At 47.6% G+C, this 24,572-nt stretch carries 21 protein-coding genes; 20 read left to right on the forward strand and 1 reads right to left on the reverse strand.

Annotation, left to right across the window (positions count from 1 at the left end; genetic code table 11):
* Positions 1-117: 117 nt before the first annotated feature.
* The 17 genes from ACFPYJ_RS08210 to phoU all read left to right on the forward strand — a co-directional run bounded on the left by ACFPYJ_RS08210 (position 118) and on the right by phoU (position 20,370).
* A complete protein-coding gene (locus tag ACFPYJ_RS08210; RefSeq protein ID WP_379187614.1) occupies positions 118-1,005 on the forward strand; it encodes a sugar phosphate isomerase/epimerase family protein in 888 nt (295 codons plus the stop codon).
* Positions 1,006-1,033: 28 nt separating this feature from the next.
* Positions 1,034-2,047, forward strand: coding sequence for a Gfo/Idh/MocA family protein (locus ACFPYJ_RS08215; protein WP_379187615.1), 1,014 nt, complete (start codon positions 1,034-1,036; stop codon positions 2,045-2,047).
* A gap of 116 nt (positions 2,048-2,163) precedes the next feature.
* A complete protein-coding gene (locus tag ACFPYJ_RS08220) occupies positions 2,164-3,048 on the forward strand; it encodes a helix-turn-helix transcriptional regulator (protein ID WP_379187616.1) in 885 nt (294 codons plus the stop codon).
* A 102-nt stretch (positions 3,049-3,150) separates the two neighbouring features.
* Entirely contained in the window at positions 3,151-5,118 is a 1,968-nt protein-coding gene (locus ACFPYJ_RS08225) for a Gfo/Idh/MocA family oxidoreductase (RefSeq protein WP_379187617.1), read from the forward strand.
* Positions 5,119-5,286: 168 nt separating this feature from the next.
* A complete protein-coding gene (locus ACFPYJ_RS08230) occupies positions 5,287-6,045 on the forward strand; it encodes an IclR family transcriptional regulator (RefSeq protein ID WP_379187618.1) in 759 nt (252 codons plus the stop codon).
* Between the two features lie 50 nt (positions 6,046-6,095).
* A complete protein-coding gene (locus ACFPYJ_RS08235) occupies positions 6,096-6,869 on the forward strand; it encodes an SDR family NAD(P)-dependent oxidoreductase (RefSeq protein ID WP_379187619.1) in 774 nt (257 codons plus the stop codon).
* A gap of 50 nt (positions 6,870-6,919) precedes the next feature.
* On the forward strand, positions 6,920-7,819 hold the full coding sequence (locus ACFPYJ_RS08240) for a fumarylacetoacetate hydrolase family protein (protein WP_379187620.1): 900 nt from the start codon (positions 6,920-6,922) through the stop codon (positions 7,817-7,819).
* Between the two features lie 163 nt (positions 7,820-7,982).
* Positions 7,983-8,591 (forward strand): PadR family transcriptional regulator, encoded by a 609-nt coding sequence (locus tag ACFPYJ_RS08245; protein WP_379187621.1) that lies wholly within the window; start codon positions 7,983-7,985, stop codon positions 8,589-8,591.
* 97 nt (positions 8,592-8,688) lie between these two features.
* Complete coding sequence (locus ACFPYJ_RS08250; protein ID WP_379187622.1) at positions 8,689-10,215, forward strand: MDR family MFS transporter; 1,527 nt, start codon at positions 8,689-8,691, stop codon at positions 10,213-10,215.
* Positions 10,216-10,511: 296 nt separating this feature from the next.
* The gene (locus ACFPYJ_RS08255; protein WP_379187623.1) at positions 10,512-11,909 is read left to right on the forward strand and encodes a stalk domain-containing protein; all 1,398 of its coding nucleotides are present in this window, start codon (positions 10,512-10,514) and stop codon (positions 11,907-11,909) included.
* Positions 11,910-11,950: 41 nt separating this feature from the next.
* Positions 11,951-12,805, forward strand: coding sequence for a phosphate ABC transporter substrate-binding protein (locus ACFPYJ_RS08260; RefSeq protein ID WP_379187733.1), 855 nt, complete (start codon positions 11,951-11,953; stop codon positions 12,803-12,805).
* Positions 12,806-12,905: 100 nt separating this feature from the next.
* On the forward strand, positions 12,906-13,862 hold the full coding sequence (gene pstC, locus ACFPYJ_RS08265) for a phosphate ABC transporter permease subunit PstC (RefSeq protein ID WP_379187624.1): 957 nt from the start codon (positions 12,906-12,908) through the stop codon (positions 13,860-13,862).
* Positions 13,863-14,759: a phosphate ABC transporter permease PstA gene (gene pstA / locus ACFPYJ_RS08270; RefSeq protein ID WP_379187625.1), complete on the forward strand. Its 897-nt coding sequence runs from the start codon at positions 13,863-13,865 to the stop codon at positions 14,757-14,759.
* Positions 14,760-15,084: 325 nt separating this feature from the next.
* The gene (fliB, locus tag ACFPYJ_RS08275) at positions 15,085-16,320 is read left to right on the forward strand and encodes a flagellin lysine-N-methylase (RefSeq protein WP_379187626.1); all 1,236 of its coding nucleotides are present in this window, start codon (positions 15,085-15,087) and stop codon (positions 16,318-16,320) included.
* A 242-nt stretch (positions 16,321-16,562) separates the two neighbouring features.
* Positions 16,563-18,401, forward strand: coding sequence for a PAS domain S-box protein (locus tag ACFPYJ_RS08280; RefSeq protein WP_379187627.1), 1,839 nt, complete (start codon positions 16,563-16,565; stop codon positions 18,399-18,401).
* A 506-nt stretch (positions 18,402-18,907) separates the two neighbouring features.
* Positions 18,908-19,675 carry a phosphate ABC transporter ATP-binding protein PstB gene (gene pstB, locus ACFPYJ_RS08285; RefSeq protein WP_379187628.1) on the forward strand — a complete coding sequence of 256 codons (768 nt, stop codon included), beginning with the start codon at positions 18,908-18,910 and terminating at the stop codon, positions 19,673-19,675.
* 35 nt (positions 19,676-19,710) lie between these two features.
* Complete coding sequence (gene phoU / locus ACFPYJ_RS08290) at positions 19,711-20,370, forward strand: phosphate signaling complex protein PhoU (protein ID WP_379187734.1); 660 nt, start codon at positions 19,711-19,713, stop codon at positions 20,368-20,370.
* Positions 20,371-20,433: 63 nt separating this feature from the next.
* On the opposite strand, the gene ACFPYJ_RS08295 is transcribed toward phoU, so the two are convergent.
* Positions 20,434-21,327: a LysR family transcriptional regulator gene (locus ACFPYJ_RS08295; protein ID WP_379187629.1), complete on the reverse strand. Its 894-nt coding sequence runs from the start codon at positions 21,325-21,327 to the stop codon at positions 20,434-20,436.
* A 184-nt stretch (positions 21,328-21,511) separates the two neighbouring features.
* Here ACFPYJ_RS08295 and ACFPYJ_RS08300 point away from each other — a divergent pair, with 184 nt between their 5' ends.
* The 3 genes from ACFPYJ_RS08300 to pstA (ACFPYJ_RS08310) all read left to right on the forward strand — a co-directional run bounded on the left by ACFPYJ_RS08300 (position 21,512) and on the right by pstA (ACFPYJ_RS08310) (position 24,569).
* A complete protein-coding gene (locus ACFPYJ_RS08300; protein ID WP_379187630.1) occupies positions 21,512-22,459 on the forward strand; it encodes a phosphate ABC transporter substrate-binding protein in 948 nt (315 codons plus the stop codon).
* Between the two features lie 287 nt (positions 22,460-22,746).
* On the forward strand, positions 22,747-23,685 hold the full coding sequence (gene pstC / locus ACFPYJ_RS08305; protein WP_379187631.1) for a phosphate ABC transporter permease subunit PstC: 939 nt from the start codon (positions 22,747-22,749) through the stop codon (positions 23,683-23,685).
* On the forward strand, positions 23,682-24,569 hold the full coding sequence (gene pstA / locus ACFPYJ_RS08310; protein ID WP_379187632.1) for a phosphate ABC transporter permease PstA: 888 nt from the start codon (positions 23,682-23,684) through the stop codon (positions 24,567-24,569). Before pstC (ACFPYJ_RS08305) ends, pstA (ACFPYJ_RS08310) begins: the two co-directional genes overlap by 4 nt.
* Positions 24,570-24,572: the final 3 nt, after the last annotated feature.

Below are 24,572 nucleotides of genomic sequence, written 5' to 3' on the forward strand. Positions count from 1 at the left end.
AAATAATAATCGTAAGATTGTATGAGTATTTCGTAAATTTGTTAATAGTATAAGACATGCTGATTCGTTAAGATAGGGATATTAATACAGACAACCTTCATATTAAAGGAGATCCTCATGAACAATATTCGCATCGGTACATTGGTTGGAGGCAATGACGCTGTACGCGTGCTGCCGCAAATCATTCCACATGGTTTTGAGTCCTTCTCATTAACATTCTGGCAGACAACCGGACAGGCAGATCTCAAAGAGCTTGCCAAGCAAGTGAGAGAGATCGTGGATGAGAAGAATATCGTGATCTCAAGCTTAGGCATATTCGGCAATCTGCTTACAGGTGAAGGAGACAATGCGGATACACTTGGAAGCTGGGAACGTCTGATTGATCATGCTGAATTGTTCGGTACGAATTTGGTAGCCGGCTTCACAGGACGTATGCCTGGCTCTATCGATCAGTCGATACCGAAGTTTGGCCAAGTGTTCGGTGAATTAACCAAACGCGCCGAAGACCGCGGCGTAAAAATTGCGTTCGAGAACTGCGATATGGGCGGCACTTGGGAGAGCGGAGATTGGAACATCGCGCATAACCCGACAGCATGGGAGCTGATGTTTAATGCGGTCCAATCCGACAGCATCGGGCTGCAGTGGGAGCCCTGCCACCAGATGGTCAGTCTGATCGACCCGATTCCGCAGCTTCGCAAATGGGCGGAGAGAGGCAAGATCTTTAATGTGCATGGCAAGGACGCAACGATTGCATGGGATGTTGTCCGCGAGTACGGCATTCACGGTCCGCGGCCATTCGTATGGCACCGGACACCTGGCTTTGGAGACACGAACTGGACGGACGTTATTACAATCCTGAGGCAAAATGGATATACAGGCAGCATCGATATCGAAGGCTGGCATGATCCTGTGTATAAGGGCGAGCTGGAGATGACAGGTCAAGTGCATGCGCTTAATTACCTCAAAAACTGCCGCGGCGGCGACTTTATTCCGAATCCTAAATAATCCGACGAACAAAGGAGTATCCAACAATATGAAGCATAAAATCTTGGTAGCCGGCTGCGGCGGTATGTCCAACGCTTGGCTTGATTACGCAGCAGAGCGGGCAGATGCGGAAATCGTCGGCTTAGTCGACATTTTCGAAGAAAGCGCGAAAGCGATGAAAGCTAAACGCGGTCTGAATGTGCCTACCTTCACGGATTTATCGGTGGCGCTGAAGGAAACCGATGCCAATCTGGTATTTGACGTTACCATTCCAGCGAGCCATAAGATGATCGTGACAACGGCGATGAAGGCGGGCTGTAACGTATTCGGCGAGAAGCCGATGGCGGAATCTTACGCAGATGCGGAAGAGATCGTGGAGATCAGCAAGCAAACCGGCAAACGGTATGCGGTTATGCAGAACAGGCGTTATTTGAAGCAGATCCGAGCTTATCGTGATGTCATCAGGAGCGGCGAGATCGGGACTCTGGGAACATTGAATGCAGATTTCTATATCGGCGCGCATTTTGGCGGTTTCCGCGATGCGATGGATAATCCGCTAATCGTGGATATGGCGATTCATACGTTTGATCAGGCGCGTTTCCTTACGGGGGCAGATCCAGTCTCGGTTTATTGTCATGAATACAATCCTCCGGGATCCTGGTACAAGGGGAATGCATCAGCGATCGCCATCTTCGAGATGAGTGACGGCTCTGTATTTACTTACCGCGGATCATGGTGCTCCGAAGGAATGAATACGTCCTGGGAAGCCGATTGGCGCGCAATCGGAAGCACTGGCACAGCGCTCTGGAACGGATCGGAGTTGCCGACAGCCGAAGCGGTCGATTCATCCAAACCGCAGGAGTTTCACAGTGCAATGAGGAAGGTTGAAGTCACTGCGCAGTGGCAGGGCCAGGAGGGTCACCGCGGCTGCTTTGATGAGATGTTCGCATCGCTTGAGGAAGGCCGTCCGGCAGAGACGGATTGTCTGGATAACATCAAGAGCGTTGCGATGGTTTTTGGCGCGGTTGAGAGCGCGAGAACAGGCAAGAAAGTGATGCTATAGCAGTCATACGGGATATAAAGAAGCGGTCAGCGATTGATTTTCACTCGTTGGCCGCTTCTTTTTGCTGTAAAATCGAAGAAGGAGTGACAGCTTACGTTCAGGAGGTTCGGCAGCGAATGTTCGATAAGGAACGGTTAATACCGGATGCATCCAAAGATTCCTTCTATTTGCTGAAATATGAATATAAGAAGAGCTCGCCTGCAAGGGCAGGGAGCTTCCAGTCTCATGATAACTATGAAATCTTTTATTTTCACGAGGGACAAGGCAATTATCTGATTGGCGACCGTATCCATTCGCTCGTTCCAGGCACGCTCATTATTATGCACGGCATGACGCTTCATTCGCCCAGCAGCCTGGAAGGACATCCTTATGTCCGAACGCTTATTAATTTTGATCCCACCTATATTCGCGCCGCGTCTGAACAGTTATTCGATGTGGATGCACTCGAGCCTTTCGTTCGGCTCAGCAATTACATGATCAGGCTGGAGTCTGCTGAGAAAGCAGAGTTTGAGACTATTTTAGCCAAGATGGATAGACTGTACAGCCTCCGGGAACCGGCAGCTTCCGACCGCTTCCGGCTTGCTTTTCTGGATGTATTGTTCGTCATTTATGGTCTCTTGCAGAAGCCGGTTCTAGAGCAAAGCAGACATGCTAAGGAGAAGGACCAGCATGTGGGTCAAGCATTGGCATATTTGGAGCAGCATTTCCGGGATGAAGTGACGCTTGCCCAGCTGGAGAGGGAACTGCATCTGAATCGTTCCTATTTGTCGCGGATATTCCGTAAAGTCACGGGCGTGACCATCTTCAATTACTTATACAGAAGACGCATCAACCAAGCGAAAATCGAATTTCTGATAGAGCCGAACCGGTCTGTCACAGACATCTGTTATCTTTCCGGATTCTCCAATCTATCTCACTTCAGCAGGGTTTTTAAGCAGCTGGAGGGTATATCGCCGAATGAATATCGAAGAATGATCATAAAGTCAATTTCAGCAAAATAACGCACAGGTTCTTGTCATGTCGAACAAATCGTTTGCCGTCTTCTTTTGCTACCCTTGAATAGAGCAGGACATTCATGAATAGCCGAAGGATGGTGAGCCGATTTGTTTCAGTTAACGGGATTTGCGGATGAGGCTTCTACTGATTTGTTAGAGCAGCTTAACGTCATTACAGAGCTCGGAATGAATCACTTGGAGCTGCGCGGGCTGTGGGGCAAAAATATACTGGAGCTGACGGATGAGGAAGCAGAGCGGGCCAATGCGCTCATTAAGCAGCATAGCTGCAAGGTATCGAGCATTGCGTCGCCGCTCGGCAAATATTCGATCATTGATGATTTCAAGCCGCAATTGGCCGCGGCCAAACGGGCAATCGAGCTTGCTCAATTGTTCCAGACACCATTCATCCGCGTGTTCTCTTACTATATACCGGAAGGCAGCGACCCCGCGGATTATAAGCAAGAGGTTATCCGGAGGATGACTGAATTGGCAGCGCTTGCTGAAGCAGGAAATGTCACGTTGGTTTTGGAAAATGATGGAGGCGGCCTGTACGCAGGTACGGATGAGCGCTGTTTGGAGCTGCTTCAGGCGGTGTCCTCGCCCGCACTAAAGCTTGCTTTCGATCCGGGCAACTTTGTCTTAAGCGGCGTTCGGCCTTTCGATGAAGCCTACCGGAAGCTGGAAGCCTATGTCGCTTATGTCCATATCAAAGATGCTTCTGCAGATAAAGGGATGTTCGTACCGGCGGGAGCCGGCGATGCGCAGATTGCGGAACTACTGGACGTGCTGAGCCGGAAAGAAACGAATTTGTTCCTGTCGGTTGAGCCGCATCTTCACAAGGCGCACCCGGAAGCGACGGATCCGGAGCGGTTCGGTATCGCGGTAAAGGCTCTTAAGGCTTTGCTGGATAACCGGGAACCGGCAGAACAGCAGCGGCTGAAGGTCGGTTTAGTAGGGCTCGGCAATATTGGAAGAACACATATCAGCATCCTCAGACAGATGCCGAATGTGCAGCTTGTCGGTGTTTGCGATCAAGATCGGGAACGGGCGGAGCAATTCGCAGAGATGACCGGTGCGCAGGCATACAGTAACCATTCCGACATGCTGGAGCGGTCTGGACTTGAGGCCGTTATTATCGCTGTGCCTCATTTCGATCATAAAATAGTTGCGCTTGATGCATTCAAACGGGGGATTCATGTCCTTTGCGAGAAGCCGCTTGCTGTCCATGTGAAGGATGCTGCAGAGACAATTGACGCTTATGAAGCTGCGAAGCAGCGCTTCCCCCATCTCGTATTCGGCATGATGTTTCAAGAGCGAACGCTGCCCTTCTATAAGAAGATCAAAGAACTGGTGGACAGCGGGGAACTTGGAAGGCTGATGCGGACAACCTGGATAAACACAGCATGGTTTCGCTCCCAGGCTTATTATGACAGCGGAAGCTGGCGGGCAACCTGGGCAGGAGAAGGCGGCGGCATCTTGACTAACCAATGTCCGCACAATCTGGATTTCTATCAATGGGTGTTTGGCGTTCCGGATCGGATAAGCGGTCATGCCAGCATCGGCAAATATCACCGAATTGAAGTAGAGGATGAGGTGACCGCTTACTTCGAGCACGATAACGGGATGATCGGGCATTTCATCGTGACGACTGCGGAATCGCCGGGCACAAACCGAATGGAAATTGTAGGAGAAAATGGAAGATTAGTCTATGAGAACGATAAGCTTACCCTATATCGCAACCGGATTTCAGTGCTTGAGCATTTGGCACGAACGAAAGAAGGCTTTCAGAATGTGGAATGGGATGCGCATGAGATTGAGGTCGATATACAGCAGCCTGCCGGACATGCCGTTGTTACAGGTAAGTTCGTTCAATCCATCTTAAGCGGCTGTGAAGATTTAATTGCTCACGGTACGGAAGGCATCAATTCCCTGCAGCTTGCCAATGGCATAATGATGTCATCCTTTACAAAGCAAATGGTTACTGTTCCCATTGACGGCGATGCGTTTGAAGAGAAGCTCAGAGAATTGATTGAACGCTCGACATTTGTCAAACAAGAAGCGGCAGCATCCAATTAATTTGAATAAAATGGATATAATCGAAAGGCTCATTTCCCGGGGAATGAGTCTCTCGATTTTTTCTTATTGATAAGGGACGGGCAATTGAGTATAGTAAAAGTAATTGGTTTTGTATCAAGAATATGGTTTTCTATATTAAACTTAAGTTCGGATTAACGAGGCGATGAAATGTCAGAGGAACGAAAGTACTGGGTACCTGCCTTGGATAAGGCGGATCGGGTATTGTCCATGATTGCACAAGAGCCGGGTGAGAATAAGCTGATCGATCTTTCCAATCGTCTGGAGATTAACAAGAGCTCGATGTTCTCGCTGCTTCAAACGATGGAAGCTCTTCAATGGGTTAAGAAAAGCAGCAAAGACACCTATGCGCTTGGGACAGCTATTGCGACACTCGGATCTTCGATTATCCAGAAATTCGATCTTCATGATGCCTTTCAAAGTGAAGCGATTGCCGCACGCGACCGGCTGCAGGAGACAATTCAGCTGGCTAAGCGAATGGATGATTATATCCTCTACATGGGCAAAGTGGAAGCGCTAACTCCTGTCCGGTTATTATCCGAGCCCGGTATGCGTCTTCCGGTGCATGCCACAGCATTAGGCAAAGTCATGCTCGCTCAGCTGCCGGAATCGGAATGGCTGCGGCTTTATCCGCAGACTGAGCTCCTGCCGATGACCGCCTTCACCATTAAGGACCGCGAGGCGCTCTTTATACAGCTGAAGCAGATTAAGGAGCAGGGGTATGCACTCGACGATCAGGAAGCAGTTGTTGGTTTCCGCTGCGTAGCTTCACCAGTTTTCAACCAGGCACAAGAGGTTATTGCCGCAGTAAGCTGCTCGATGCCGCTTCACCAATGGGAGACCAAAGCGGCAGAGACGCAGCAGGAGATTAGCCGATTAGCGCTGCGATTATCCGAACAATCGCAATAGCCGTCTAGATTGGAATCGGCTTGAGTGAAATTATTGGAGGAGTGAACACGATGAGATTGAAGGATAAAGTGGTTCTGATTACCGGCTCGGGTTCGGGCATCGGGAGGAGCACAGCACTGCTCTTCGCATCGGAGGGGGCAGCAGTAATCGTCAATGATGTATCGGAGCAAACCGGTACAGAGACCGTTCGTGAGATTCAGGCAGCAGGCGGACAAGCAAGCTTCTTCCAAGGGGATGTTACGGATCCAGACTCCGTGTCTGCGATGGTTGATCAAATCATTCAGGCTTATGGCCGGATAGACGTATTATTCAATAATGCGGGCATAAGCGGTGTAGGTCTGCTCCATGAGATCGAACCTGAGGCATGGGACAAAGTCGTCAATGTGAATATCCGCGGAGTTTTCCTGACCAGCAAATATGTGCTGCCGCATATGATCGAGAAGCGCTGCGGATCGATCATTAACATGTCCTCCTGCGTCGCTGAGATCGGACTGGCGCGCCGGGCGTCCTATGCGGCAACCAAAGGGGCCGTACTTGCACTGACCAAATCCATGCAGGTGGATTATGCCTCCTATAATATCCGGGTCAACGCTCTTCTTCCGGGGACCATAATGACGCCTTTCGTAGAAAATTATTTGAAAAATTCATATGATGATCCGTCTGCGGCAATCGAGAGCATTAAGAAACGGCAGCTCAGCGAGGAGCTTGGTTTTCCGGAGGATGTTGCGTCGGCTGCTTTATTCCTGGCTTCCGATGAATCGAAGTTCGTCATGGGTTCCCCGTTATATGTCGATGGCGGGGCTGTTTTCGGCAAAAATGCGTAAGCTCATGGAAATAATTCTATTTCATTCTACTTAACGGAGGTCATCATTCTATGAAACTAGTAACCCTTACCAAAGAAGGGCGCTATGCGCTCGGTGTTCACACAGAGGCAGGTATCATCGATATCGAACAGGCTCTGGAATTGTACCCGCCGCATACGCGTATTTCCACAAACGTCATGGAAGTAATTGAAGGCGGAGCGTTTGCGGTTCAAGCTTTAGAAGACTATATTAAAACGCTCCCAAAGGGCGATAATCAGGCTTTTAAGCTAGAGGAATCCGCGATTCAATGGGGGCCTTGTGTGACCCATCCGAATAAAATCATCTGCGTCGGCTTGAATTACCGCAAGCATGCGGAAGAGACGAATGCGAAAATCCCGGAATATCCGATCCTCTTCAACAAGTTTAACAATACGCTAACCGGTCATCTGCATGATATTGCAGTGCCGAAAGTGACCAATAAACTCGATTATGAAGCTGAGCTGGTCATCGTCATCGGGAAGGAAGCCAAATATGTATCCAAAGAAGATGCGCTTAGCTATGTGTTCGGCTACAGCAACGTCAATGATCTGTCAGCCCGTGATCTGCAGCTCAGAACCCAGCAATGGCTGCTTGGCAAGAGCTGCGATGATTTCAGTCCGCTTGGACCGTACCTGGTGACTGCGGATGAGGTTGGCAATCCGAATGACCTCTCCGTTAAGACGACGGTTAACGGCGAAGTAAGACAATCCTCCAACACTTCGGATATGATCTTTCATTGCGATGAGATTGTGAGCTATATTTCCCAGCATATGACGCTGGTGCCGGGGGATATCATTTTGACAGGAACGCCTGAAGGGGTAGTGCTTGGGTTACCGGTGGAGAAACAGGTGTATTTGAAGCCTGGTGACGAGGTGACGATTGAGATTGAGAAACTGGGAGCCCTTACGAACCGGTTCGTAGAAGAGCGTTAAGTTTCAATCCTGTATGCAGCAGTTAAAGCTAGATTCCATACGATCTCTGTCCATCAACCGATGGACGAGGTCGTTTTTTATTTACTTGACAATGAATATCCGAAATTTTATAGTCTAAATAAACTATACGGTATCGAACATCCTCATAAAGGAGAGCGAATGTGTGACCAAACGAAAAGTAACCAACATGCTGGCATTGGCTGTTTTATCGATGGTGAACGAGAGACCGATGCATCCCTATGAAATTTCTGCTTTAATGAAACAGCGGGGTATATCTGATGTCATTAAGCTGAATCATGGTTCACTCTACTCAGTAGTGGATGCGCTGCTTAACCAAGCGCGGATTGAACCTGTGGAAACGCAGCGGGAAGGCAAACATCCCGAAAGAACGATCTACGCACCGACAGAGACGGGCAGAGAGGAATTTCATGCTTGGCTGCGATCGATCATCGACACTCCAGTCAATGAATATCCCCAATTTACCGCGGGTTTATCATTCATTGCTCACATTGCACCCCAGGAGACGATCCAGCTGCTGGTCAAGCGGGCGAAGCTTCTTGGAGAGGATGCAGCGCAGCGTCGCGCATTAATCGAGGATGTAATGGGCAAAGGTGTCGAACGGATTTTCCTGATTGAGCAGGAATACAAGCTGGTTATGGCAGAAGCCGAGCTTAATTGGTTGAATCAAATTATCGCAGACATCAAGAATGGCAGCTTTACTATTATGAAGGAAGGCGAGCAGGCTTGGTCGGATCATGATCCTGAATTGTAGCTGCAGCGTGCCTGGCTGGAATTTCGCCCACAAGGAATTACCTTGAGTTGGATGTGGAATGTTAAGGAAAACCGCAAAAGGTGGAGGGAAAGAGACGATGGCTAAAGGAAATAACATGGGAATTATCGTAGCGGGGCTGCTGCTCGCCATTCTAATGGCTTCCATGGATAACACGATTGTGGCAACAGCAATGGGCACGATTGTCGGGGAGCTCGGCGGCTTCGATAAATTAATGTGGGTGACCTCTGCCTATTTGGTTGCAGAGATGGCCGGAATGCCGATTTTCGGCAAATTATCAGATATGTATGGGCGCAAACGTTTCTTCATCTTCGGTATTATTGTGTTTATGGCGGGCTCTGCGTTATGCGGTACTGCTGATTCCATTATTCAATTGAGTATCTACCGGGCCATTCAAGGTATCGGCGGCGGTGCATTGGTGCCGATCGCATTTACCATTATGTTCGATGTTGTACCTCCGGATAAACGGGGTAAGCTGGGTGGATTATTCGGCGCCGTATTCGGCTTGTCCAGTATATTTGGACCCCTTCTTGGTGCGTACATTACCGATTACATCGATTGGCCGTGGATTTTCTACATCAATCTGCCGCTTGGACTTATCGCATTTGTTATGATCGCTTTCTTCTACAAGGAATCTGTGGAGCATTCCAAGCAAAAAATCGACTTCATGGGCGCTTTTGCGCTTGTAGCGGCGATCGTGTGCCTCATGTTCGCGCTTGAGCTTGGCGGTAAACAGTATGCTTGGGATTCCAGCATGATCATCGGCTTGTTTGCGGCATTTGCTGTGCTGGTTATTGCATTTATTATGACTGAAAGACGGGCAGAGGAACCGATCATTACATTCGGCATGTTCAAGAACCGTCTGTATGCGACAAGCAACATCATGGCGATGTTCAGCGGCGCAGCCTTCATCACGGCTTCGATTTACATTCCGATTTTTATCCAGGGCGTGCTTGGCGGATCGGCAACCAATTCCGGACTTGTCCTGCTTCCGATGATGGTCGGTTCGGTCGTTACAGCCGCAGGCGGCGGTTCCATGCTGGCGAAATTCAAATACCGGTCGATCATGATTCCAACCTTGGCGCTGCTGGTCGTCGGGATTGCATTGCTTACGACGTTATCTACGGGTACGTCACGTTTCATGGTGACCATATTCATGATTCTCATCGGCCTTGGAATCGGCGCATCCTTCTCGGTATTAAGCAACGCTGCTATTCATGGCTTCTCGGCCAGACAGCGCGGTTCCGCAAGTTCGACGCTTAACTTCCTTCGGTCACTGGGCATGACGCTTGGTATTACCGTATTCGGTATTATTCAAAGCCATACCTTCTTGAATAAATTGGCAGCTGCCTTTGGCAGCGGCGGAGGTCAGATGCCTGAGGGTGTTGATCTAAGCGATCCGCGTAAAATTTTAACCCCAGAGACCCGGGACAAAATTCCTACTCAAGTCTTAGATAAGATCTCGGAGGCATTATCATCCTCCCTTGCTCAAACCTTTGCTTGGGCGATTATCCCGTCTGTCATTGCCTTAATCGCGGCGTTTGCCATGAGCAGAGAGAAGCTGGATCCAGCCGCTGAACAGGAGCAGTACTCCGCTTCTCATTAACAATCTTCTGGATGATGTCAGGCAGAGCCCCACTTTTCGTAGTGGGGCTTTTTCACGTCTGAGCCGGCTGCTGGAAAGTTTTACAATTTCTCAACGGAAGATTGATGGTCATTTAACAATATTTACATGTTTGATTGACGGTCGCTTAACAATAGGACTTTATAATCAGGCTTGTACATACACAGCATACGTAATTTTTGGGAGGTAGAGTTGCCCGGCGTTTGAGCAAGCTGGGGGTGGTCGGAGATTCAATTATATAAACAAAGAAACCATTCTAGAAAGGTGATATGGTCCCAATGTCCATGAGAAAAACGATTCTAGTTACCGCTTTGGCAGCAGCTATCAGCACTTCCGCAATCAGCGTGGTCTCCGCTTCGGCCGTAACAACGACAATCGAAACACAGCAATATTCATTGTTCGTCAATGATGCTGCGACAACAGTCCGGACAGTTACGGTAAACGGAGTACCGCTCGTTTCGGTGCGTGACCTTGGTACTGCGGTAGGAGCTTTGTTCGTGATCAACCCTGCAGGCGGTGTCACTGCTTACTTCCAGGATCATGCAATTGACCTGAAAGCATCCTCCAAACAAGCGATTGTCGATGGTACGTCAGTTGATCTCCAGGCTGCTGTAGAGGCGGTTAACCAATCGTATTACATCAAGCTTGAGGATTTCGTACAGGCACTTGGCGTTGATACTTCAGTAGACGATGCCGGCAAAGTATGGGTGGATGCCGTTCAAAAAATCCAAGCTGATCAAGCGAGCTGGATCGATGCAGGACATTTGCTGGCTTCTCAAGTTACTGAAGACGGACGCGTTGATTATGTTGTAGATGCAGCGACAGGCAGCTACAAGCAGCTGTTGAATTCCACGGAGGCATCGGGTCTAACAATAGCGCCGAATGGTTCTAAAGCAGCTTATACAGTTCAAGACGGGGCGGTGTATGTCGTTGATCTGGCTAAGGGCAACTCAGCTGAAGTGACAACGGATAATACGATTAAGCCGGAACTGGTATGGTCGGCTGACAGCTCGTCCATCTATTTTCTGCAAGGTGACAAAGGCAGTGTAATCGCCAAGCTGAACCCTGCGGACGGCACAATTACCAAGGTTCTCGATGATAAAGTCGACTACAAATCCAACCTTAGCGTTTCTGCTGACGGCAAATCTTTTATCTACACGGTAATCAAACCGGGCGCAGTAACTGCCGATGCGAGCAAGCCGGTTGATTCTGATGATGTAGCCATTGATATGACAGGTACTGAGCCGCATTTTTACTCTTACGATTCCTCGGTTAAAGACGGTAAGCCGGTGAAGCTGACAGCAACCGCCGATGACAAAATCTACGTAGGTGCGACTGCTGATGCCGGCAAAGCGATTTATGTGAGCGTCGAGGACAGCAGGCCTTCTTCGCTGATCGCTGTTGCCAAAGACAAGACTGTAACGAAGCTGATTGACGATAAAGATGTCCTTCAAGCTGTCGTCGCAGGCGACATCGCATTTGCCTTGGTTGACGGCGCATCTGAAGAAGAAATCTACGAAGTCAACTTAACATCAGGCGCTAAAAAATTAGTGGCTAATGTCCCGGCTGATGTAACGGAGATCATCGCAGCACCAGGTACTCCGCTTGCCATTGTTCAGAATGGACAAGTACTTGTTAATCATGATGGTACATGGAAAAAAGTAACGAAATCATAATACGTTCTTATATTCGAGAGGAGAAATAGTACCCAATGAAAATGAAATGGTTAAAATCAATCACTTTTACCGTAATTGCGCTTGCTGTAGCATTTGGCTCGGTGTCAGCTGCCAGTGCAGCCAGCAAACTTAGTGGTAAAATCGTCATCAACGGCTCGTCCGCCCTTCTGCCGCTGTCGCTTCAAGCGGCCAGCGAGTTCAAGAAGCTGAATCCTAAAGTAAGAATCTCCGCATCTGCTGCAGGCTCTGTAACAGGACCGCAATCGGTGCGCAAAGGTATCGCGGATATCGGCGCTTGCGACTGGGATGCTTCCACAGACGTACCGGGCTTTAAGAAATTTGATGGACAAGTAGCCAATAAAGTTGCGGTTATCCCATTCGCAGCGGTAACGAACAGCAATGTGAAAGTAGACAGCTTAACAACCAGCCAGTTGCAGGGGATCTTCTCCGGTAAAATCACCAACTGGAAAGAGGTTGGCGGTTCTGATGCCGATATCGTTGTAGTAAACCGTGCGTTCGGTTCCGGCACGCGCGTCAACTTCCAAATGAAAGCTCTTGTAGGCACAGATTTCATGACGAAGGGCTCTAACTACAAAGAAGTTAAATCCAGCGGTGATATGAAAACAGCGATCGAAACAACGCCAAATGCAATTGGTTACATCGATCTTGTATACGTAACAAGCAAAATGAAAGCACAAAAAATCAACAATGTTGCCCCGACTGAAGCTAACGTTATCAATGGTTCATACAAAGTATGGGCATACGGCTACTATATGACGAAGGGCCAACCAACTGGCGCAACGAAAGCTTTCATCGAATATGTACAAAGCAAAAAATTCCAAAACGGTTCCCTTAAAAAGCTTAAATTCATCCCGCTTTCCGCAATGAAGAAATAGTCGTTTTCCATATCGATTAGCAGGGAATGAGAGAGCCAGCATCGGCACCGCGCCGGTAGCTGGTTCTCTTTACGAATAGCTCCGAGAGGATGAGAATGAAATGTTAGAAGTGCCGTCACCGGGTAAAACGTATGCGGCCGGGGAGCTTGGGAATAGCCTGAAATCCAGCTCCGGCAAAACATTCGACCGCAAAACAAGGCTCTCGTTCTATAACAGAACCTTCAAAATTATTTGTATTGCCTGTGCAATTTTCGTATGTTTAATTTTGTTCTCGATTCTGTTCCTGATGGGACGCACCGGAATTCTGACGTTCGAAACCGTATCGGTTAAAGATTTCTTCTTCTCTACCGAATGGGTTCCGGAGAATGATCAATACGGCGCATTTGTTTTTATATTCGGCACATTCGCGCTGACGCTTCTTACGATGGTTATTTCCGTGCCGCTGTCGGTTCTTATTGCTGTCTTTCTTGCGGAGATGACGCCGTCCTGGCTCAAAACGATGCTGCGCCCCGTTCTCGATTTGCTCGTAGGCATCCCTTCGGTTGTGTATGGTTTTCTTGGTTTGACCATTTTAATCCCGATGCTGCGTACCGTTACGGGAACGAACATGGGGGATGGCATTCTTGCAGCCGCCATTGTACTGACAATTATGGTTCTGCCGACGATCAGCCGCATTACGGATGATGCGATTGTCGTAGTTCCCAAGAAATATCGCGACGCTTCCTACGCGCTTGGGTCGACCCGGTTTCAAACGGTATTCAAAGTTGTGCTTCCCGCTGCAAAAAGCGGTATCATGTATGCGGTTATTCTTGGCATGGCAAGGGCAATCGGAGAAACCATGGCGGTCGTTATGGTAATCGGCAATACGCCGCAGCTGGCGGATGCCCTGTTCAAGCCAACTGCAGTTCTGACAAGTAATATCGTGATGCAGATTGCGAATGTACCGTTTGATTCCACCTGGAACTATGCATTGTATCTGATGGGCTTTATTCTGCTTATCATTTCACTGCTGATGATTGTGGCGGTTCGTTTGATTCAAGGCAGAGGGGTGAAGTAAATGAGTGCAGGGACCAAAGCCCCCGTTAATCCATTCCGCTTGCATAAAAGCTTAAATCATTTCTATAACCGCGCTTTTACAGTGCTGGTATGGCTTGTCGGAATCATTACCATACTGTTTATTTGCGGTCTGTTATTTCTCATTTTGCAAAAGGGACTGCCCAAATTGGATTTTGCTTTCCTCTACGGGCTGCCAAGCGAAATCGATGAAGGCGGCGGTATCGGGCCAGCCTTATTCAACTCCTTCTATGTCTTAATCATAGCGCTGGTCATCTCCATTCCGCTTGGGATGGCTGCGGGCATTTATCTGGCTGAATTTGCGCCAAATAACAAATTTATCGCTTTTATTCGTATTTGCGTGGAAGGGCTCGCATCTGTGCCTTCGATTATATTCGGCCTATTCGGTATCGCGATCTTCGTAGAGGCGATGGGTGTGGGGCTTACGATTCTCGGCGGTGCGGTCAGTCTGGCATTCCTTAACCTGCCTGTGCTGACAAGGGTAACGGAAGAAGCGATTCGCGCTGTGCCCGTTGAAATGAAGAACGCTTCGTTTGCGCTTGGCGGCACACATCTTCAGACGATACGCCGGGTTCTGATACCGGTTGCTCTGAACGGGATTATTACGGGGATCTGTCTCGTTGCCGGACGTGCATTCGGAGAAAGCGCCGTTATCATCCTGACTGCAGGGGTATCCACCTCGGGGGAAAATTGGGATTTTAGCCTCTTTTCGCCGGGTGCCACGCTTGCGGTTCATCTCTGGTACGTGCAGTCGGAAGCGATCGTGCCGGATGCGCAGGAAATCGCTGAGAAAGCAGCAGCTGTCCTCGTGTTTGTTGTGCTGCTTATTAATCTCGTATTCCGGATTCCGCTTTGGATCAATTCCAGGAAAATGCGCTGACAAGCAAGATTATCGATGGAATTCATCCCGGTTAAGAGGGCTTTGTTCCTACTAACAACCAAACATAATGCGGTTAAATAATAGAGGACCACATCAGGCAGGTGCTGATGTGGTTTTTTTGTATAGAGGCTAATTCAATGGTTATGGAGGTTTTTATGGCCTGAATTGATGTAGAATTTTGTTGATTTTTAGGAGAAAATAATATATTTCCATGAATGTTAAAAAATGGTTTACAGAATTGATGAGGCTGCGTTACTATATGAGTAAATAAGTCTTTTCTACTACTGCGAGCAGATGCTGATAGAAAGCTCGAATGGAGGAGTCTATGAATCAACGAATGATACATGTCCCAGCATACATGAAGGAATTTTCGTGTCTTGGCTCTGCTTGCGAAGATACCTGCTGCTCTGGTTGGAAGATTGACATCGATAGGAAAACGTTTGAGTTCTATGAAGCGAACCCGGAAGTTGAAATCACAATGGCTTCTTTCATTCGGAGGAATGAGTCGAGTCAAGACCCGGAGAAATACGGGGAAATCGTATTGAATGAACAGATGAGCTGCCCGGCGTTGAACGAGGAGAAATTATGCTCAATACATAAGAATATGGGGGAGAAATATCTCTCCAATCTCTGTATGACCTACCCGCGGACGACCAGCATCATTAATGGCAGTTATGAGTTATCGGCTACGGTTGCATGTCCTGAAGTAGCCCGCGTGGCCTTGCTCAATCCGGAGGGAATGACCTTTACGAATGTTGAAGAATCGATGGATGCGCGTCATATTATAAGCAGTCAAATTAATATGGATATGCTCGATAAGCTGAGGCCCGAAACCAAGTACTTTCCGGAACTCCGGACTTTATCGATTGCTATGATACAGAATCGGAAGTATACGCTGGCAGACAGGCTGCTGATGCTGGGTCTATTTTATGAGGAGCTTGAGAATCATCTGTCTGCACGCGGTGAGATTGAGGCAATTCCGGGTCTGATTGCTGCTTTTGAGAAGAACGTCAGGAATGGACTATATGAGCAGCGTATTACCGCTATGCCATTTGAGCTGCACACACAGATGGAGCTGCTGCGGCGGCTGCTTGACCTTCATTTGTTCATGGGCATAAGCAATAAACGTTATCTTCTTTGTGTAATGGAGGGACTGCAGGGCATTCATTATACCGGAGCTTCTCTAAAAGAGGAGAGCGTGGGCTTATACCAGGAAGGTCATCAGGTGTATAAGGCGTTTCTGAACGGCAACGACTATATTTTGGAGAATTATATCGTTAACTATTTGTACCGAAATTTTCTGCCGATCATCAGCAAGCAGGGGGTATTTATGGGGCTTGTCGTGCTGATTGTGAATGTTGCGCTCATCCGTTTCCATCTCGTTGGGATGGCGGCCTATCATAAGAGCGAATTGAAGAATGAACATGTCATTAAGCTCATCCAATCGTTCTCCAGGGCAGTCGAACATTCTCCGCTGCATGCCCGTAATGTAATTAAGCATTTGAAGGAGAACAACGGTTACGATCTGGCTACGATGTCTGTCTTATTGAAGGTCGATTAACGAGATTGGGATGATTGCGAATATTTAGAATAGAGCCGCTTGCCGGAAGAACCGGCATGCGGCTTTTTACCGGCCGCTCACACTGACAAGTACGTTCATAACCATTTATTTGACTTGAAAGTTAATAAATTAACTTATCTCTTAATAAACGAAAAGTTATTAATATTAGATGTTTATTTTTCCTATTGTTTGGGATATGATGCAGAAAAGAAGGGAACATGTTGTTACATCAATGAAGCAGGGTGATTAATATAAAAGCCATATTCTCTAACTTAAATACATCTAGATTAATAACATCTTTCCTAGATTTGAGTTCAGACGGGGTTGTAATTGTCGATTTAGAAGGAAGAGTATTAGGGGTCAACAAGAAGTTTGAGGAACTTCACGGATGGATGGAAGATGAGGTTATCGGACAAATACTGCCGATGACACCGGAAGAGAATAAGGCGGAAGAATTCCAATTATATGAACGAATTATTCAAGGCGAAGAATATTGTGGATTTGAAGTCTCAAAGTTAAGAAAAGACGGAAGCTCTTTTTTTGCAAATGTAACGATCTCTGCAATGAAGGACGATGATGGAGAGGTCATTGCATTCGTCGGTGTCGAAAGAGACATTACCGAGAAGAAGAAAGCTGAAGCCCGATTAATGGAAAGCGAAGAGCGTTACCGCGTATTGATCGAAAGCTCTCCTGAGCCTATTGTTGTTTATCAGGGTGATCGAGTTACATTTGTAAATCCGGCAGCCGTGAGCCTTATGGGTGCTGCCAGACCGGAGGAGCTTGTCGGACAACCTATAACCCGATTTTTACAGCAGGATGATTTGGCCATACTGCCGGAAGAACTTGCTTCTAAACAATCCTCTGAAATTCTCGATAAACGGATCACCCGGCTAAACGGGGAATTCATCGATGTAGAACTCAAAGCTGTGCCGGTTCAATTTCATGGGAATCTAGCTGTACAGCTGCTGTTTCGGGATATTACGGAAAGGAAAAAGGCTGTATTTGAGCTTGAGCAAAGAGAGTGCGAATATAGACGTGTACTGAAGTTATCACCTGAGCCTATCGTCCTGCACAGAGACTATATCATTACTTTCGTCAATGATATGGCGCTTAAGTTATTTAACGCCGAATCTGAAGAAGATATAGTCGGACGAACGGTTTTTGAGTTTTCTTGTCCAGGTTATCATGATGCTCTTTTAGAAAGAATCAATCGGGTAACGGAAACAGATGGCTTTATGGAGTTCGCCAGCCTTGAACTTCAGCGTCTTGATGGGACAAAGCTGGATGTTGAGGTGTCGTCCATATATATCCATAAACATATCGGGATTCCCGTTATCCAAACAGTCATAAGAGATATGACCGAGCGCAGAAAGTCGGAAAACCTTATTCGAAGAGCGGAGAAGCTTTCCATTGTCGGCGAGCTGGCCGCTGGCATCGCACACGAAATACGCAACCCTTTAACCGCACTCAAAGGTTTTTTACAGCTGTTGAAATCAAAGGAAACCTCTTACGTAGATATTATGCTGGTCGAAATTGAACGAATTAACCAGATCGTCAATGAATTTATGTGCATGGCCAAGCCGCATACGGACAGATTTGTGGAAATGGATCTAAAGGAAATTATTGATAACGTCATATTCATGCTGCAGCCTCAAGCGCTGCTTTACAATGTGCAAATGAATTTCGAAATGGATGCGAAGGATTCACGAATTATTTGCGAACCTAATCAGCTTAAACAGGTTTTTATTAATTTGATTAAAAATTCGATAGAGGCTATGCCGTCCGGGGGTAATATAACCGTGTTGATGGATGACTCAGATACATCTGCATTACAAATTGTAATCCGGGATGAAGGGCCTGGTATTTCTGAGGATCAAATTCCTTACCTGGGGAAGCCATTTTACACGACGAAAGAAAAAGGGACGGGTCTCGGTTTAATGGTATGTTTTAAGATCATTGAGGCCCATCATGGGTATATGTCAATTCAAAGTGAACTAGGTAAAGGAACGACGATGGTTATTAGATTGCCGCGTACCGCAACAAATCAGATTCTTGAAGAAACATCGTGTTGTCACGTTTAGGATTGATCATAGGAATAACCATTTGGGGTCCTGGCTCCAGGTGGTTTATTTGTCTTCGGTGTTCTTGTCATAGATTTAACTAACATGTAGAAGCTGTTCAAGTTTAGATTCTTCCTATCACAGAAGTAAAAGCCGCATGCGAGTGTTCTCTTACACGCCATGCGGTTTTTTCGTGTCTGATTACCGCGGAATTTAGCTTATTTTGACATTGGGAACAATGTCGGTTACATGTTTAGAGGCTGAGCCAGTCTTTCAAGCAGTAATTCCGGTTAACGAGCGAGCGGCAGCAGAAGGATCAGATTCCGCGATTATTCATTCTTTTATCCGAAGAACCGTCTAATGATCATCCAGACTCATCGTTTTGGCCGCGAAATTTTTTACGCCCGTTCGATCGCGAAGGGCAGAAATCATAAATTTAATATTAAATTTACAAAACGAACATATGACAATGACAATGGTACTATACGATACAGGTTGTATACTGAATCATTTGGAGGAGACCGCTCATGCAGACCGCTACACAAACGCTGATTAACATTGAGAGGCTTAATTTATATTACGGTAGTTTCCATGCATTGAAGAATGTTTCGATGGAGATTCCCGAGAAGGCGATCACAGCTTTTATCGGACCATCGGGCTGCGGTAAATCCACACTCCTGCGTTCCCTCAACCGGATGAATGACATGATTCCGAACACGCGGATCGAAGGATTGATCGCAGTGAATGGAGCCGATATTTACTCGAAGGAAGTGGATGTGGAGACGCTTCGCAAGAAGGTGGGGATGGTCTTCCAACAGCCCAATCCGTTTCCTAAATCCATCTATGACAACGTCGCGTACGGTCCCCGTCTGCATGGGATCCAAAGCAAACAGAAGCTGGATGAGATCGTCGAGACAAGCTTGCGCTCGGCTGTTCTATGGGATGAGGTTAAGGATTATTTGAAGCGCTCAGCACTCAGTCTGTCCGGCGGACAGCAGCAGCGTCTGTGTATTGCCCGCGCCTTAGCCGTTAATCCGGATATCCTGCTGATGGACGAAGCAACCTCTGCGCTGGATCCCATTTCGACGCTCAAAATCGAAGAGCTGGCGCAAGAATTGAAGGACAAATACACCATCGTAATGGTTACCCATAATATGCACCAAGCCGCACGCGTATCCAACCAAACCGTCTTCTTCCTGAATGGTGAGGTTGTTGAATATTCGGATACCGAGAAGCTGTTCTCCAACCCGAGAGATCAGCGTACAGAAGACTATATCAGCGGCCGATTCGGCTGATTTAATTATTTAAGAATGGGGCGGACCTCACGATGATGACGAAACGCAAAGAATTTGATCTAGGGCTTGAGGAGTTACATGATCTTATCGTTGATATGGGACAGCGAGTAGAGAAAGCGATTGGCGAAGCAATGACGGCACTTATCAATTTGGATGTATCGGAAGCGGTGCGGATTATCGTTCAAGATAAGGAGCTTAACCGGATTGAAGAGCGGATCTCGGATCTCGGAGCTGCATTGATTGCCACACAGCAGCCGGTCGCCAAGGATCTTCGCCGCATTCTCGTATCCTTTAAGATTGCTTCCGACTTGGAGCGGATGGGTGACTTCTCCGTCGATATCGCCAAGGTTGTCGTTCGGCTGGAAGGGCAGACGCTGATCAAGCCGCTTATTGATCTGCCGCGAATGACGGAAATCGTGCAGATGATGACGCGTGAATCCATTCAATCTTATGTGCTCGAAAATGTAGATCTGGCGTACAAGATGGCTAAAGACGATGATATGGTTGACGCCCTCTACTCTCAGATCATACGTGAGCTCTTTACAATCATGATGGAGAATCCGGCCACGATTTCTCAAGCGAATTTACTCAGCTTCGTCGGTCGTTATCTGGAGCGCTTCGCAGATCATGCCACCAACATCGGGGAGAGCGTCGTTTATTTAGTTACCGGCTCGCGTCCAGATCTCAACTCATAAGGAAGGAAGCTTCCCATAGCATGTCCTAATAAAATAGATCTTATAAAGGCAGATAACCCGAACTCAGAACAGTGTCGGATTATCTGTTTTTTTGTTATGAAGCAGCTGCAGAATGCGCTGCAGGAGCGGCGGATTCCAATAGTCACTGCGCCAGCATGCATAGAGCTGCCAGACCTGATTCTGCCCGGGAAGCGGGATAACCTGAATCCCATCAAGCTGAAAGCTGTTCAGATTGGATGGGAGAATGGCTAAGCACAGTCCGGACCTGACAGCACTGAGTGCAAGCTCTACCCGATCCGTGTGCCAGTCGGTTTGTAAAGTGATGCGCTCGCTGTTCTCCCACTGCTTGATTGCAGCTTGAAGGGAAGGCTCGTTTACTTGGATGAAGGGCGAGCCGGCTAAGCGATAGGAAGGAACTCCAGGTGACTGAGATAGTGGATGCTGATCCGGTATATAAAGAGAAAGGGAAGATTCCAGTACAAGCTCATGATGAAGCAGGGGGGATGCAGGCAAACCGCCGCTAAGCACAAGATCGATGGAACCGGCCAGCAGGCTGTCGAACAGATCGCCCGATGAAGCGGTTGTGAAGGAGAACTGCATATCTGTAATTTCAGCTATGCGCTTAAACCAGCTGCCCTGAAGCAAGATTGCGGAGGCTGCATCTATGCTGCCGATCACGTAGGTATGCCGACCGCTTTGCTTGCGCTCATGGAAGCGGCTTTGAGCTTCATTATAGATGCGGTCAATTTGCTCTGCGTAATGATGCAGCAGCTTACCGGATGTCGTCAGCATCACCTTGCCGGTCTTCATTTCAAACAGCGGTACGCCCCATTCTTCTTCGAGCTTACGCATATGAAAGCTGATTGTAGGCTGCTTCATCCCAAGCTCGTCTGCAACAGCCGTGACTTTCTTAAGCTTTTCTAATAGGACTAAAATCCTCATTTTTAATAAACTCATGACTTTAAGGCTCCTCAGGCTGCAATCTATACAATAAATCTATATGTTTTTTAATAATTATTCAATAAATCTATTTCATTTTTGCATTGCGTTAACACTAAGAAAATATCAGTCTAATACCCAGCCTATACAATGAGTCTTGTAAACAAATAACCCGTGGATAACGGAAGGAGAAATAAGAGAAATGAAAAAGGTACTGTTAGTTGTAGTAGCTCTCATGTTGACGATTGGTTTGGCGGCTTGCGGTTCGAAGAATGAAAGCAGTAACGGCAATACACAAAATAGCGGTTCAACGAACACAACCACAAACGCCGGCGGGGATGCAGCTCTTAGCGGTTCCGTTCTTGCAGTAGGCTCTACGGCACTCCAACCGCTTGTTGAGCAAGTATCAACGAAGTTCATGGCAGATTCCAAATATAGCGGCATCACGGTTCAAGTGCAAGGTGGAGGAAGCGGCACCGGCCTTACGCAGGTAGCTGGCGGACAAGCACAAATCGGTAATTCCGATATCTTCGCCGAAGAGAAATTCACTGACGCTGATGCAGCACTTGCAAAAGACCTGGTTGACCATCAAGTGGCTGTAGTTGCAATGGCTACAGTAGTTAACAAAGACGTAACTGTAGACAACCTGACGAAAGCACAGCTGGTTGACATCTTCACAGGTAAAGTAACGAACTGGAAAGAGCTTGGCGGCGCAGATGAGAAAATCACAATCGTTAACCGTCCATCCAGCTCAGGTACACGTAAAACTTTCGAGAAATACGCATTGGGCACGCAATCCGAAGATCTTAAAGGATCCATCCAAGAGGATTCCTCAGGTACAGTTAAGAAGCTGGTTGCAGATACAAAAGGCGCTATCGGTTATCTTGCCCTTTCCTACCTGGATGATTCCGTTAAAACGGTGAAGTACGAAGGCGTGGAAGCAAAAGAAGAAAACATCGTGACTGGCGACTATCCGGTATGGGCTTACGAGCACATGTATACAAAAGGCGAGCCTGATGCAGCTACAAAAGCATTCTTGGATTACATCACAAGCGATGAAGTTCAAAACGCTGATGTTGTAGAACTTGGTTACATCCCAGTTGGTAAAATGACAGTAAAACGTGATGTGGACGGTAACGTGACCAAATAAGCGATTCACAGAACAAAAGATTCAAATGACTTAAATGTGTTAGCTGATTCAAGGAAATCAAATGATTTGGATAAGTCATGGAGGCAGAGCAATCTGCCTCTTGGCTTTACGTTAATGATCGGACAATGAGCGGACTGAGCGTTCTAGAGCTTACTTTCCATTCAAAGATGAAGAAACCTTTTACCGTGACGGATTGAACGGCATTATCCGTTTCTTCTTGGCTAGTATACAAAGATGATGCTTACAGGGTGATTCCTGCCTCGTAAAGCACTGAGGAGATTGAAAATATGGAGCGGCCCGCTGCTAATAAATATGGATCATCAGGACAACCAAATACGACAAGGAGAATCGCGCAACCGCACATTGTAGAAGAGTGGGTAGGTAAGGTATATACGACGCTATGTATTTTGCTTTTAGTCGTTACCATTATTGCCATCGTTTATTTTGTCTCTTCTCGCGGCTTAAGCACATTCTTCGTCAATGGCGTCAGCTTGGGCGGGCTGCTAACCGGTTTAAAGTGGGACCCGGAAGGCGATGTGAAGCTGTTTGGTGCTTTGCCGTTTATATTCGGTTCCTTCAGCACCTCTTTGTTGGCCGCCATCATCGCTGCGCCGCTTGGGGTTTGTGCCGCCGTATTCATGACACAAATTATGCCTGGCATCGGCCGTCGTGTTCTGCAGCCAGTCATTGAGCTGCTTGCCGGTATCCCTTCTGTCGTATTCGGATTTGTCGGTTTAAGCGTTGTTGTCCCGCTGCTTCGTGAACTTTTCCCGGGACAAGGGATTGGTATTGCAGCCGGCTCCATCGTGCTTGCGATTATGATTTTGCCTACCATTACGACTATTGCTACGGATGCTCTGGCCGGATTGCCTTTTGGATTAAAGGAAGGCTCTTATGCACTGGGTGCAACCCGCTGGCAGACGATCTACCGTATTGTCATTCCAACTACGCTTCCGGCTATTTTAACCGGTGTTGTCCTCGGGATGTCCCGTGCTTTCGGCGAGGCACTCGCAGTTCAGATGGTAATCGGTAATGCTCCACATATTCCGCATTCCTTGTTTGAATCCGCATCAACCCTAACAAGCGTCATTACGCTGGATATGGGAAATACAGTAATGGGCTCGGCCCACAATAACGCCTTATGGTCACTTGCTTTAATTTTGCTTGGAATGACCTTCGTATTCGTATTCGTAGTCCGCTTCCTGGAAAGGAGAAATAAACGATGAACGCTAAACTTGCCGATCGGATTGCTACAGGCGTCATTATTGCAGTATCTGCCTTCATCGTCTTATTGCTGGCGGGCTTGCTCGCTTACATCCTCTTCCGCGGAGTCGGGCATATCAGCTTTCATTTTCTAACCTCTGCACCGCAAACGATCAAAGCTGGAGGCGGTATCGGACCGCAGCTGTTTAACTCCATCTTCTTATTAGTACTAACGTTGATCATTACGATTCCGCTTGGTATCGGAGCGGGAATTTATATGAGTGAGTATGCAAGACCGGGTAAAGTGACCGACACGATCCGCCTCGTCGTTGAGGTATTGTCATCGTTCCCATCCATCGTTGTCGGTTTGTTCGGCTTATTGGTTATCGTACAGTTATTCGGACTCGGTTTCTCCTTATTTTCAGGTGCGCTTGCGCTTACCGTATTCAATCTGCCCCTGATGGTCCGGATTACGGAGCAGTCGTTTCGCGGAGTAGCACGTGAGCAGAAGGAAGCCAGCCTCGCGCTCGGCTTGTCCCGCTGGAAGACGATTACTTCGGTCATGCTTCCGATCGCCATGCCAACGATTGTAACCGGCACCGTACTTGCTTCCGGCCGTGTATTCGGTGAAGCAGCCGCACTGCTCTTCACAGCTGGGATGAGCTCGCCTCGTCTGGATTTCACCAACTGGAATCCGCTTAGTCCATTCTCGCCGCTTAACCCGTTTCGCCCGGCTGAAACGTTAGCCGTTCATATTTGGAAAATCAACAGTGAAGGTCTGGCGCCTGATGCGGGACAAATTGCTGCTGGAGCTTCAGCTGTACTTCTTATTATGGTTCTGCTGTTCAACTTCTCAGCCAGATGGATCGGCCGCGCCTTGCATCGTAAATTTACCGCTACTAAATAAGGA

This window comes from Paenibacillus solisilvae (genome assembly GCF_042656405.1).
In the GTDB taxonomy this organism is placed as follows: domain Bacteria; phylum Bacillota; class Bacilli; order Paenibacillales; family Paenibacillaceae; genus Paenibacillus_Z; species Paenibacillus_Z solisilvae.